The 13,843-nt window shown below is 68.6% G+C and carries 4 protein-coding genes; 1 reads left to right on the forward strand and 3 read right to left on the reverse strand.

From position 1 onward, the window contains the following. Window positions 1-132: 132 nt before the first annotated feature. The 3 genes from OG338_RS08810 to OG338_RS08820 all read right to left on the reverse strand — a co-directional run bounded on the left by OG338_RS08810 (window position 133) and on the right by OG338_RS08820 (window position 12,624). Window positions 133-4,290, reverse strand: coding sequence for an Eco57I restriction-modification methylase domain-containing protein (locus OG338_RS08810; protein ID WP_405936781.1), 4,158 nt, complete (start codon window positions 4,288-4,290; stop codon window positions 133-135). Beyond that, window positions 4,287-7,250, reverse strand: coding sequence for a helicase-related protein (locus OG338_RS08815; protein ID WP_405936782.1), 2,964 nt, complete (start codon window positions 7,248-7,250; stop codon window positions 4,287-4,289). The genes OG338_RS08810 and OG338_RS08815 overlap by 4 nt, the downstream gene beginning before the upstream one ends. A 100-nt stretch (window positions 7,251-7,350) precedes the next feature. Continuing rightward, complete coding sequence (locus OG338_RS08820; protein WP_405936783.1) at window positions 7,351-12,624, reverse strand: DEAD/DEAH box helicase; 5,274 nt, start codon at window positions 12,622-12,624, stop codon at window positions 7,351-7,353. Window positions 12,625-12,869: 245 nt separating this feature from the next. Here OG338_RS08820 and OG338_RS08825 point away from each other — a divergent pair, with 245 nt between their 5' ends. After that, window positions 12,870-13,841 carry a serine/threonine-protein kinase gene (locus OG338_RS08825; RefSeq protein ID WP_136201804.1) on the forward strand — a complete coding sequence of 324 codons (972 nt, stop codon included), beginning with the start codon at window positions 12,870-12,872 and terminating at the stop codon, window positions 13,839-13,841. Window positions 13,842-13,843: the final 2 nt, after the last annotated feature.

The following is a 13,843-nucleotide window of genomic DNA, read 5'->3' on the forward strand; positions in this document are numbered from 1 at the left end:
CGCCTTCTCGGGAGTCCTGCCCGGCGACAGGTGCGTCGCCAACAGGTCCTCGGCAGCGTGGCGTACGGAGAGCACGCCGTGAGGCCGGATGGAGCCGCTTCAACTGACCGACTCCGTCAGCAACTTCCTGGTTCAGCCCTCGTGGCGGGGACCCTTGCCCGGCGGCGGGTCCAGAACAGTCCGGTACGCGCGACCGGCTTCGCGGGCCTCCGCCATGCGGTCGTAGAGGTCGAGGATGAGGTCCTTGGTGCGGTAGGTGCCGCCTAGGGCCTCCTCCCTCTTCTTGACCGTGGAAAACGTCTCCATCACGTATTCCACGTCATCGCGGTTGAGCCCGTATGCGTGGAATAGGGCGGCGTCCAGCTCGGCACGCAGCAGTTCACGACGGTCCGCTTTCCAGCGGAAGGGGGCTCCTCCATCCCCGTGACTCCTGGCGAAGGGCGCCATGTCCCTGGACGTGTATGACAGCTCCAGCACACGAGGGGTGATCCAGTCCGCGAAGCTCCCCTCCTCCGCTGTAGTAAACGGCAAGGCAGCCTCCCGCGCCAGAACAGGGAACTGCATCACGTAGCCGTAGGTCATTGATGTTCCGGCAACTTTCTGCCGTGCCACGTAGTCGAAGACGTACGATGCCAGAATGCCGCTCAAGGCCGCCGCCCCGACTCGGACGAACATCAGCGGAAACTTGTGACCCACGCCGTATGCGGGAAGAGACGTGCTGATCACCGTCCTGGTGTCTGTGGAGCGGGCAACATCCCTCCACCCCATCAACCACCCGTTCTCCCATTCCCGCTCCGCGAGCCGCGAGGCCACCCCCGGCCACATGATCCGGTTGCCCTTGTTGTCCCGCTTCCCCGAGTCCACGTCGAACTCCGGCACCCAGTACCGGGGCATCGGCGCGAACTCCGGATCATCATGCTGCTCCGCCGTGGCCCTCGGCAGCGTCCCCACGTTCGCCTGCGCTTGCGTCTGCCTCTCGTACGTGCCAAGCCGGTGGTCGAAGTGGTGCAGCATCTTCGCCTCGTACAGCGGCAGATAGCGGTGCCCGTCGGATGGGTGCGTGAAGATGTTGCCCTTCAGCTTCCAGCCCTCGCCCTCCAGTTCCGCCCTGCCACGGAACAGGTGCGAGTCGTTGGACATGTCGAACATGCGCATGAAGGTCAGGCCCCACGGGTCCGTACCGCCCCTGCCGTCCGCGCCCGGCTCCCTCCTGAGGACCGGAACCCGGCGGTAGATCCCCAGTGTGATCTCCGCGTCCCTGCGGGTGCGGAACACCGGCAGCGTGCCAGTGTTGGGGTTGACCAAGAGGATCTCCTCGGGCGGCATCGCGAAGCGCCGCTCGTCGAGGTCCGCCATGTAGCGGGTACCGAAGGCGAAGGACGCGGAATTCACCCGCTCACCCCGACCGGTGACGGTCAGCAGCGAGAAGCGGACCCGATGGTCCACGTCCCGGCTGAGGATGAACGCCTCGTTCTCGAAGTCCAGGAACGATGCGAGCCGTGAGCTGCGCACCAGGTTGGAGAAGAAGGGCGCGGTCGTCGCGTCGGTGGCGATGCCGGTCGGCAGGACGAGGCCGAAGCGCCCCTCGGGAGCGATGCCGAGCGAGGCGGCCTCGGCGAAAACCGCATACGTGTTGACGTCGCCGCGCCCGGCCAGCGGGAAGCGGCCCGAGTCGCGCAGCAGGTGGCTGACGCCCTCGGAGAGGCGGCGCGCCGCGATGAACTCGGCGTGCAGCGCCCGGTCGGCCTCCTCTTCGCTGGTGGCCAGCGCTGCGATCCGGCGCTCGCGGGCGGCCTTGTTCGCGGCTTTCGCGACCGAGGCGTCACGGGTGGCGAAGAACTCCTGCTCCTGGAGCTTGACTCGCTCCCACGGAGGGTTCCCCAGCACACAGCTGAACCCACCCTTCCACCCGGTCCGCTCGTCCACGCCCGGCGCCGTCGGGTCGGCCGGCACTCGGAACACCTCCGGGAACTCAAGATGCCAGTGGAAAAAGTGGTACTCCTGGCGCAGCTCCCGCACGGTGCGCGCGGTGCCGCCGGGCAGGTGCGCGTCGGTGTCGACCTTGGCGTCCGTGTCGCCCTCGGCGGAGTGCAGGGCGAGGAGGGAGTCGGTCGTAAGGGCGGGCGGCGAAGCCGCCTCTACCTTCGTCCACACGAACGCTGCACACCAGGCGTCGGCAAGTCTGCGAGCCCTGATGTAGTCCTTGGACGTCGTCAGTTCGTGGTAAGCGCGAATCTGGTCCTGAACGTCCTCTAGTTCCATCGACCGGGCATCCGTGATCGCGGAGGTGGCTTTAACGAAAGGTGCGTTGGACACAGCGATGGCGTACTCCCTGGAGAACAGAGCACCCTGGTCCACGCCCTTACGGACCGCCGCCAGCCACCGCTCGCGCTCGCTCGCGTTGCGAGACTTCAGGTTCCTGACTGCCTTGGACTCGTCGCCCTCCAGGACCTTGAACGCCTCGTCGGGCAGACCGGACGCGAGGAGCTTCGGTGTCGTGCCGAGCAGGCCGTTGCCGTGCTTGATGTGCGCGTCGAGGAAGGTGAGCGGGCGGCCAGGTTTCATGGCCTCAATCCACAGGGAGACCTTGGCCAGCTCCACGGCCATCGGGTTGAGATCGACGCCGTACACGCAGCGGCTGATGACCTCGCGTAGGGCGTCCCGTACGGCCTCGGCGGTCGGCTCTGGGTCGTCGGTATCGATCTCGGCGAGCCGGCGGGCCACGCGGCGGGCCGCCGCGACCAGGAAGTGGCCACTTCCGCAGGCCGGGTCGCACACGGTCAGGGCGAGCAGCGCCGCCTTCCGTTCCTGCTTCGTCGTGCCAGAGCGTACAGCCCGCTCGATGACCGGGTCGAGGGTGGAGTCCAGGAGGCAGTCGATCAGGGGCGAGGGTGTGTAGTACGAGCCTGAGGTCTTGCGATCGTTGCCGTCCAGCTTCGCCAGAACGTACGAGCCGTCCTCTTCCTGGCGGGGTTCGAGTTCGAGGAGCGACTCGTAGACCGAGCCGAGTTCGTCCGCGCCAAGGTGCCGGTAGTCGACCTTGCGGGGCCGACCGAGCTTGGCGTCGAAGATCACGGCGAGGGCTCGCACCGCCTCGTACAGTGACTCGTTGGTGAGGGCGAGACCGTCCAGCCGCTCGTCCACAGTAGTGGGTTCGAAGAGGCCGCCGAGGGCGGGCAGACCCAGTTCGGGGCGCCCGCCGGGCTCGCCGAGGCCCTTGATGACGAGGGTGAGAGCCTCCCACTGGTCGCCGTGAGGGCTGCCGGTGCGGCGGGCGAGGCGGCGCAGGCGGCTGGTGGAGAAGTACTTCTCGTAGCGGTCACGTGCGGCCTTGTCCGCGTCGGGGTGCAGAAGCAGGCCGCGGTCCTCGGTGACAAAGAGGAAGAGGAGCCGATAGACGAGGCGCAGCAGGGCGGGATGCAGGTCGCGGACGGTGAGCGTGCGGGCGTGCAGGGCCTCGCGCAGCTCCGCGTTGTCGGGGTGGGCAATAAGTCCGCCGCCGATCACCGTGAGGGCTTTCTCGACGCCCTTGCGGAGCTCCTTGAGAGCGCGGGTGCCGGAGTCGATGGCCTCGGTGCGCCACTTCTCCAGCAGGCAGGAGGCGGCGGGGGCACCCTCGAAGCGGGTGCGGTGCAGCAGGCGCCACAGGAGGACGAAGTCGTCGGACCGCTTGCCCTCGAAAATCGCCTGGAGGTCGAACTCGATGAACGCAGCACCGGTCAGTGATGCGGACTCGCGCAGCAGCCGCAGCTGGCGGCCGTTGGACAGGACACCCCACAGAGCCTTGTCACCTGAGCGGTTCAGGTACTCCTGCACCATGGACTGCGGGGCCTGCGGCGCCACGTGCGGGGTGCGGACGTCCAGCGGGACGTTCCAGCCGGTGAGGTGCACGGGCACGTGCGCCCACGCGTGACTGACCGGGAAGTCCTTGGTGTCGTCGTGGGCGGGCAGGCCGGGCTCCGGCACAGCGGACAGTGCGCCGAAGCCGAGCTGCTCGAACAGGGGCAGCAGCCAGCGTTCGGTGGTGAGCCCCACCGCGTGCACACCGGTGTCGTCGTCCGCTCCGTCGCGGGCGAGAGCGTCCTGGTAGGCGGCCCAAACGCCGCAGAGATATCCCCAGGAGCGCTCGGCGGCGTCCCGTACGGACTCGCCCTTGGCGAACAGCCGGTAGTCGGCGGGCTTCGAGCCGGACTGCTCCTTGCCCTCCTTGATACGGACGAGAAGGTCGTAGGGCAGCAGCCCGCCGACGGTGGCGACGGTGTCGGTGACCAGGGTTCTCGCGGTGCTCACGCGTCGGCTCCCAGCTGGATCGTGGCGGCTGGCCGGTAGAGGAAGACACCGAGGACGTCCGGATCGCCCTGCGGGACGGCCTTCAGGCCGGCGAGACGGGCCCGAGCCGCGGTGCGGACCCGGTGGTGCGAGGCTTCCAGCTCCGTCGCGGCCGCCTCGGAGCGCAGTCGCAGTTCGTCCATGAGACCGGTGTCCAAGGCGGCAAGGATCGACGCGATGTGGTCGGTGGCGAAGCCCGGGTCGGAGTTTCCGGTGGCACGGGCGTCCAGGAGGGCCAGCGCCTCCTCGTCCGGCAGCCACTGCGGGGCTTCGGGCCTGCCCTGGAAGGCCACCACCCGTGCCTCCTCGGCGAGTTGGGGGCGGATTTCGCCGTCGCGGGTGGGCAAACTGAGCTGGAAGCGGTGGCGTACGAGAAGCATGGTGGTGGGCCGTCCCACGGCGTTCGTACGGATCACGCCGCAGCGGCGGGCCGGACGCTGCCAGGCCGGGAACTTCTCGTCCAGGGCGGTGTCCAGAACGAAGCGGGCCGTCGCGGCCACCACCGGGTCGGTGCGGGTCAGCGCCACCTCGCCGCGCGGAGCGCTCGGCGCGTCGTGGAAGACGACCGGGCGCGGATGGCGGGGGCCGAGCGCCGCGGTCACGGCATCGCGCAGGCCCTGTGGAAGCGCGTCGGTGTGGGCGGTGAATCCGCCCTGCTTACGGTCTGCGGGCACCCCGCGCAGTGCGCCGAGCGCGCGGCGGGTGAACTCCCTGACCTCCTCGCCGGTGCCGAGTGCGGCACGGATCTCGGCGACCTCGGTGGCCACGTCCTCCTTCTTGATCCGGTTCTGGGCGTAGAGGGACCGGGAAGCCTTCTCGCGCTCGGCGGAGGACTCCCAGGCGAGCTCCAACTGCTCAGCGGCGGGCAGCTGTTCCCGCTCAAACAGTCCCTCCTGCTCGAAGGAAGGGGTGTCGCTGCGCAGGATCAGCTCTTCGAATACCGCTTGCATGGCGCTCTCCGCCTGCTGCGGCACGGGGACGGAGATGCCGATGGCGCGGCGAATGCGCTCGTGCTTGCGCAGCAGCACCTTCAGGACGATGTCGTCGACCGGGTTATCCGCCCCGTACAGAGTCAGCGCCTTCACTGTGTCGGTACGCTGCCCGAAGCGGTCGACGCGACCCTCGCGCTGCTCGTGGCGGGTCGGGTTCCAGGCCAGGTCATAGTGGATGACAGCGTCGAAAGACTCCTGGAGGTTGACGCCCTCGGACAGGCAGTCGGTGGCCACCAGGACCCGCCGCTCGGGGGCAGGCTCTCCGTGCTCGTCCGCGCCGGTGAGTTCGGCGATGCGGTTCAGGCGCATGTCGGGCGAGAGTTCGCCAGTGACGGAGGCCACCGCTACCGGGTGTTGGGTGCCTCTCTTGTTGAGCACCTTCTTCAGGTGGTCGGCGACGTAGTCGGACGTGGCGATGTATCGGCAGAACACGATCGGCCGGTATCCGGAATCGAGGAGGTCGGTCACCGTCGCCACCAGCTTCTTCAGCTTGGTGTCGCGGGTGGGACCGGCGAGTTTGCCCGCGGCCTCGGCCATGGCGACTAGACGGGCCTTCTCCTCGGCGTCGAGATCGTCGGAGCCGGTCTCTTCGGTCGTGGACGTGGCGGTGGGCAGCAGGCTGCCCGGTACCTCGTCCGCGGACTGGACGCTGTCGGTGTCCGCCGGGTCCGAGACGGTCACCTGCCCGGTACGGTCCACCTCGTCAGGGCTGTCCGCCTCCTGGACACCGGCCCTGGTGTTCAGCGACCGTACAGCGGCGGCGGGCGAGGAGGAAAGGGTGCGCAGCAGCGCCAGGGTCGACCACCAGCGCTGCCGCTGCTGCAACGCGCCGTCGGCGGAGCGCACCGTCTCCCGGGCGTATGCGAGGACCTCGGCGAGCAGGGCGCCGTAGTCGCGGTGCAGGGTGTAAGAGACCTCGGCGGTGTCCCGGCTGGAGGGGAAGTGTGCGCCGTCCTGGAAGTCCTCACGAATGTCGGCGCGGCGGCGCTGCACGAAGAACTGGGCGAGCAGCTCACGGCCCGCGCGGGATTCGAAGCCAACGGTGGCGAGGCGGGTATCAAGCAGCCCGAGCAGCCTTCGGAAGGGCTCCTCCTTGCCGCTGTGCGGGGTCGCGGTGACCAGGAGGAGGTGGCGATCGGGGACGTCGGCGAGCGCACGCAACAGTCCGTAGCGCTGCTGCGACGTGCGTGCCGAGACCTGCGCCGTGGAGTCCGCGACGCAGGTGTGCGCCTCGTCGACGATCACCAAGTCGGGGCAGTTGTTCAAGAAGTCCTCGCGGTAGCGGGGCGACTTAATGAAGTCTGTGGAGACGACGTAGGCGCCGTCGGGGCGGAACACCGAATGCCCGTACGGCGTCTCGCGCTCAAGGCGGCCAATCGTTGCGGGCAGTACTAGCCGCGCGTCGATACCGAACTTGCCGCGCAGCTCGGCCCGCCACTGTTCGGCAAGTGCCGGGGAGCACAGCACGACCAGGCCGCGGGCATCGCCCTGGGCAAGCAGTTCTGCTGCAATGAGGCCAGCCTCGACGGTCTTGCCGATGCCCACGTCGTCGGCGATCAGCAGCCGCACCGTGTCCTGGCGCAGCGCCATCATCAGCGGCACCAGCTGGTACGGGCGTGGGTCCACGGCGATCGAGGCGAGCGACCGGAAGGGGCCCGCCCCTGCCCGGAACCCGATCCGGAGGGCGGTGCGCAGCAGACCGGCGGTGTGCTGGTCGCCGAGGTCACCGGGCGTGGGCGGGGCGAACGTGGCAGGCACCACGGTCTCCAGGCCCGGCAGCACCCCTGCGATGTCGACATCGGCGCCGCCCAGCGGGCGCAGCACTAGGAGCTCCTCGGTGGAGTCCGGCAGCACCACCCATTCACGGCCCCGGGCATGGACGAGAGAGCCGACGGCGTACTTCGGGGCCGGCGCGGCGGCGGTGGTCATACGGGCCTTCCGGGTGGGTGCGGGCGTGCTTGACGTACGTACAGGACGGGGAGGAAGCGGCCATCGGCCGACGCTGCTGGGCGAGGCGTCCGGTCGCAGGTCAGCGGCGGGGTTCGCCGAACACCTGAGGGTACTCGGCAACCTTCTTGGACCAGTCGTCGTCGTAGCGGATGCGGACCACTTCCCAGCCGAAGTCCTTCAGCCGTTCCTCCGCCTCCTCGTCGCGCAGCACGATGTCGTCGTGGTCGTGGTGCGGGCCGTCGACGAACACCGCGATCGGGCCGAACCCGGTGTCGTACACGAAGTCCGGCTTGGACAGCGCCTCGCGCACCTTGATCTGCTGGTGGTCCGGGAGTCGGTGGCCGTGCGACCTCAGGTACTCAACGAAACGCTCCTCCAGGGTGGAGTCGGCGCCCTGCCGCAGCACGTCGGCGTGCTCGTCGCGCGAACGGCCCGGGGTGGACTCACCGACGCTGCCGTCCGCGAACGCCTGAAGCAGATCGCGCACGAGCTGCCGGTCGATAACACGGTGGTGACGCTGGTTGGCGAAGGACAGCAGACAGTCGTAGCAACCCTTCTCACATGGGTCGCCGTTGGTCTTCTCGTCGCCACGGTCACGTCCCAGTTGATCGAAGTGGGCGATCTCCAGCGCCTTGCGCGCGGCGCGGGCCAGAGCTCCGGGCTCGGCCTGCAGACGCCGCAGCACACCCGCGCCGCCCTCCGCGCTCTCGATGAGCAGGAGGCGTTCACGCGGCCCGTCGTGCGGCGGCAGCTCCTCGGTGTCAAGTTCGGAGTCCTCCAACTGGAACTCGGCCTCGATGCCCCGCTCAAGGGCGTACTGAAGGGTGACGGCGGTGTCCCGGTCGACCGGCTCGGCCAAGTGGAGGACGAGAATGTTCCGGGTGTCCTGCACGTACGGGATCACCGGCATCTTGCGGTGGGCCTTCTCAGCGTCCGCGAGTCCTTCCTGCTCCTGGGGAGTCTCCCTGCCCCCCTTCTTGGCCGCGCCGCCCGCGAGCCACTCCCCCGTCACCGGGTCCATCCAGAAGCCGATCTCGCCCTTGGCGACGGAACGACGGTAGCCGAGGTTGGTGAGCCGGATGGTGGCGCTGTCTCCGTAGGCCAGCTCGGCGAGGGCGCGGCCGGAGGCAGTCTGTGCCATGGCACGCAGTGATCCGTCGCGGCCGTCCTCGTGCTTCTTGAAGCGGTAGGAAATCTCCACCTTGTAACCGGTGCGCTGGCGCTCCTCCTCGTCGGAGGAGATCCGGTCTCGGCGGTGGGTGAAGACGGTGTGCAAATGCAGCAGACCGGTCCGCGCGTCACCGAGGCCGCTGCCGCAGCCCGTGCAGACGTCCTCGTGCTGCTCCTCCGGGGACAGATAGCCGCAGGCCCCGCACACCTTCGCGCTCTCGGTGGTCAGCTCACCCGCGCTGTCCGGCGGCAGCTGCACACGGTCCACCTTGTAGCGGCTGCCCTCGTGGTAGATGAGTGCTCCGGGCCCGAACTCGCGGATCGCGATGAACCGGGAGCGTTGCAGGTAGTCGCCGTCGTAGCCGCCACGGCTGGTGCGGCCGGTACCCGGGATGTACGCGGCGAGCGGCAGCCTAGGGAAGGAGTAGCCCGGCAGGAAGCCCTCAGAGGCAAAGTAGCGGTACGGGAAGAAGTCGGACATCACGGTCCGCTCGCCGCCCTGTTCGTTGCGCAGCAGCGCGAGCTGACTCTCGGCCTGCGCACGGCGGCGCTTGGCCTGGTCCTTGGAGCGGCCCGTGGCAGTGCGGTTGAGAATGTTGCGGTGCTGGATCTCGCGCTCTTCGAGGGCTTGCCTGAAGAGGTTCTTCCAGCGCCCGCACGCCTTGCGGAAGCTGCCCGGCGCGGCCTCGACCGTCTGCTCAAGCCACCGCGCGTGCCACCAGGACGTGGCGCGCAGCAGATCGCCACAGCCGTCCAGGACGGTACGGGCGCGTGCCAGGGCGCGGCAGCGGGCAGCGGGCTCCTCGATGGCCGTGGCCACCGACGACGCAAGTTTCAGCGAGGGGTGGTCGCCGTCGGCATCGATCAGCCGGGCCATACTGGTGCCGAGATCGAGCCGGGTCTCGGCGAGCCAGATCGCGTGCACGTGGGAGGCGAGCAGATCCTCGTTGGCCAGGTCCAGCCGGGGCGGGGCGACCCGGCCGGCCACCATCTGCTCGCGCCGGGTGAAGTAGTACTGGTCGTGGCTGTTGCCGGTCGCGCAGTACGTGGTCACGAGCGCGGGCTGGCCGCTGCGGCCCGCACGGCCGGAGCGCTGCGCGTAGTTGGCGGGGGTCGGCGGCACGTTACGCAGGTTGACGGCGTTGAGGTTCTTGATATCGACGCCGAGTTCCATCGTCGGCGAGCAGTACAGGAGTGGAAGCCGAGTGCCCTCGCCGAAGAGGTCCTCGCGCTCCTGGCGGACGTCGGGGTGGACCTGGGCAGTGTGCTCTGCGGCATGCAGACCGGCGAAGGTAGCGGCGATGTCCTGGTAGAGCCGCTTGAAGAAGGCGTTGACCCGGGGGCCGCGCTCGTCACGGTAGGTACGGCGCAGGCGGTCCACGGCGCCGTGGTCGTCGTCGCGGGCGTGCCAGCGGATGACGGTGTGGTTGATCCGGTAGCCGGGCTCCTCGCCCCGCCCCTGGGACACCTCGGTCAGGACTCCGCCGTCGGCCAGCACACGGAGCAGGTCGCGGATGACGTCCTGGGCCTCGTCGAGGGAGAGCCCCTGTCCCCAGTCGGGGAAGGTGGTGTCCTTGCGGACATGGCGGCCGAACGCGGTGCGGCCGGTCAGGTTCAGCTCGCTGCGGCCCCGCCCGGTGCGGCCGGGACGGCCGGGCCGGGCCACGGCGAACTTAGCCGGCGGCGGCGCTGCCTCTGTGTCGGCGATCCCCCACGCGTCGTTGAGCCGCGCCGACTCCTTGCGGAGTTCGGCGAACTTGGCCTCGGTGAAGTAGGGCGTGTCCACGGCCCGTTGGCGCCGCAGTTCGTCCATGAGGACCTTGGACAGCCGGTGGCGTGCCTCGGGAGTGGCCGTGCACAGCGGACCTACGGTGTCCCGCCACCGGTCCTCGTCGCCGGCAATGGCGTCGAGCCCCCCGTACTCCAGACCAAGCAGCCCGGTCTGTTCCAGGTTGGGCATGGTGACGCGCCAGCCGCGTTCCAGGTCGAGGAAGAGACGGTACTCGGCGACCGCAGACAGTGCCTCCAGCGTGCTCTCGGCCAGCTCCTCGATCTCGGTGGGCTTGGCCGCATACTCGTGCGGGGAGAGCCCCATCACCGCCACCACGTCCTCGCCGAGCCGCTTCCAGCGCAGACCCTTGTCACCGGCGGCGACCATCGCCCGGTACAGGGCACCGCGCAGCTGCGTGACCATGACGAAGTCGTTGAAGTGGCCCGACTGCAGACTCGCGTCCTGCCGGTTGTCGACGAAGGTCAGCAACTTCCGTGCATCCTTACCGAGTTCACCCTCGGGAATACTCTTGAGGTGACGCACGATCGAGGCACTGATGACGGAGGTTGCGGTCGAGCGACCCTCCTGGTCGAGGGTCATCAGCTTGGCGAAGTCCCGCTCCTTGACCTGCTCATAGCCGACGCCGCACTCCAGGCAGAAGAGGAACGGAGCAGGCAGGTAAGCCGCGTAGATGCCACCGTTCGCCCTTCCTCCCCCGGTGCCGTCCGGGCGCACCCACACTGGCTGCGGCGCCCGCTTCCTACGGCTCGCGGTGAGCACCGGGGCGCCCTTGCGCTCGTCGAAGGTGAGCCAGCTGTCGGGGAAGCGCCGCTGCTCGATGGCGTCGCCGACCTGCTCCGGCCACGGGTTGACGGCCGAGATGTACAGATACCCCTGCTCCTCGTCCTCGTCCTCGCGCGTGCGAAAGGCGACAGAACCGTCGTCCCGCTCGTCGCGGGCGACCATCAGGTACTCCTGCCCACATTCACGGCAGAAGGACAGCGGCAGCAGGAGCTTCTCAGGAGCGTTCGGGACGCGCTGCTGATAGGTACGGGTGATGTGGCGGTCGGCCTCTCCCTCCAGGGAGACGTAGACCGACCCGCCCTTGGACAGGAACTGGTGCAGCCTGAAGGCGAACAGGGGGCGGTTATCCTCAGCTCCGCGGGCGGCCACTCCCGCCTGGAGGGTGGCCCGAATGGCCTCAGCGCACGCCGCGTACCAACGTTCCTCTGGGTCGGCCTCCTCGATACCGAACGCCTCGGAGCGCAGACGCACCGCAGCGGCCTCCACGGTGAGCGGTTCGGCACGGACCAGAAGCGTGCTGCCGTCCTCGTCCTCTGTCTCAACCAGACCAAAGGCGGTCTCGATCCAGCGGGCCAGCGGATCGGCGGCCAGCCGCCCGTACTCAGCCGGAGGGTTGTTCTCCCTCACCCGGGCGGAGAGTTCGGATGGCGTGGGCACGGCGTCGCCAGTCGCCCGCACCAGGGTCTCACCGATCACCCTATTCGGGGAGATCTCCGTGTCGAAGAGACTGGAGGCGACACGGGCCGCCTCGCTGCGGCGCGCGGTGGGGGTGCCCTCGGTGGCCATCGTCGCGGACGTGCCCACGCACTGCATGCTGGGTGACTCGCATGCCTCGCGTACACGCCGCACCAGCACGGCGACGTCGGCGCCCTGCCGCCCCCGGTAGGTGTGCAGCTCGTCGAGGACGAGGAAGCGCAGGCCCTTGGCAGCCCCGATGAGCTTCTCGCGCTCCTTGGGCCGGGTGAGCATCAGCTCCAGCATCACGTAGTTGGTGAGCAGAATGTCCGGCTTGGACTCGCGGATGGCCTCCTTCTCGTCCTCCCTCTCCTGACCGGTGTAGCGGGCATAGGTGACCGGCTCGTTACCCTCGCCGTATCCGGCGGTGAGGAACTTCGCCAGCTCACGCTCCTGGCTATTGGCGAGGGCGTTCATCGGGTAGACGATGATCGCCTTGATGCCGGGCGCGGCGCCGGCCTCCTTCTCGCGCAGCACCCGATCGACGATCGGCACGATGTAGCCGAGGCTCTTGCCGGAGCCGGTACCGGTGGTCAGGACGTACGACTCCCTGGAGCCGGCCGCCTTGATCGCCTCGAGCTGGTGCTGGTGGAAGCGGATCGGACGGACAGAGGCGCCCCGCTCGTCCTTGCCCGTACGGAAGATGTCCGCGCACGCGGGGTGCAGCAGCCCCCCCGGCCGCGCGAGATCCTCGACCGAACCACCAGATGCGAAGCTCGGGTTGAGGGAGAGATAAGGGTCGGGCCACTGGTCTCCGTCGGCGAGCGACTTCGCCACCTGGGCGTCGATGCGGGCGTCGTCGATCACCACCGATCCGGATGTGTACTCCTTGTAGTCCCGGATGAGCCGCTGGTGCACCTTGAAGACGTCCACGTATTCCCCACTTGTTCCCGAGGCGGTACGGAGCAACGGTAGCCACCCGCCAGCCGCAGTGCGCCACACTCCCCTGAATCGTACGTCGCACATCACAACATGTAACTGTGAACTTAGTCAATGAATATTGATTACGAAGATGTCGGTTCACGAAACGATGCACCCATGCCACACTCTGTCCGACGCGCCCGCCTGTGCAGGCACGTCGAGCCTCGAAGACGGACGCGGACGGAGTCGCCCCGCACATGGACATCGGACCTGTGATCGCCAAGCGCTACCGGATCAAGCGGGAGATCGGCTCCGGCGGGATGGGGGTCGTCTGGCTCGCCCACGATGAACACCTCGGCCGCGACGTCGCACTCAAGACCATGAACACTCTCCCTGGCCTGACTCAGGACCAGCGCGCCCGGGACGCCGAACGCTTCCGACGCGAGGCCCGCGCCGCCGCGCGCCTCGACCACACGGGTATCGCGACCGTCTACGACCTCGGCGAGGAACGCGACACACGTTTTCTGGTCATGCAGTACGTGACCGGCATCGACCTTGAGGACCGGATCGCCGAGCAGGAGCGACTGAGCATCGAGGAAGCCGCTTCAGTTGGGGTGCAGATCGCCTCCGTCCTCGGCTCCGTACACGCTCGCGACGTGGTCCACCGCGACCTCAAGGGCCGCAACGTCATCATCCGCACCGACGGCGTGGTCAAGGTCCTCGACTTCGGCGTCGCCGCTTTCCTGGAACCCGGCACCGCCAAGCTGACCACTACGGGCGAACGGCCGGGCAGCCTGGAGTGCATGGCACCCGAACAGATCCTGGGCAAACCCGTCGACCACCGCACGGACCTGTACGCGCTCGGCTGCCTGCTCCATAAGATGCTCACCGGCGAACCCGTCTTCGAGCATCGCTCGGAACTGATGATCCCCGGCCTGATCCTCGACCACCCGCCGATCCCTCTGCGCGACCTGCGTCCCGATACCCCCTCGGACCTGGAAACCCTCGTGCTCGAACTCCTCTCAAAGGCACCGAACGACCGCCCGGCCCACGCCGGCGAGGTCTGGCGGCGGCTCGCCGCCTGGCTCCCCGAACGCGGCGACCCGGCAGCTGCACTCACCCCCTGGACCGAGGTCGACCCACTGCGCCCCTTCCGGCACCCAATGGGGCCGGATGCACGTCCGGTCCGCTCATGGGCAAGACCTTCACGACCGGGGCGGCCGGACTAATA

This window comes from Streptomyces sp. NBC_00726 (assembly GCF_045161735.1).
Taxonomy (GTDB): Bacteria; Actinomycetota; Actinomycetes; order Streptomycetales; family Streptomycetaceae; genus Streptomyces.

Bases quoted from the DNA above. Each gene is read 5' to 3' on its own strand.
- OG338_RS08815 (WP_405936782.1), bottom strand. From the start codon at position 7,250: ATGACCACCGCCGCCGCGCCGGCCCCGAAGTACGCCGTCGGCTCTCTC.
- OG338_RS08825 (WP_136201804.1), top strand. From the start codon at position 12,870: ATGGACATCGGACCTGTGATCGCCAAGCGCTACCGGATCAAGCGGGAG.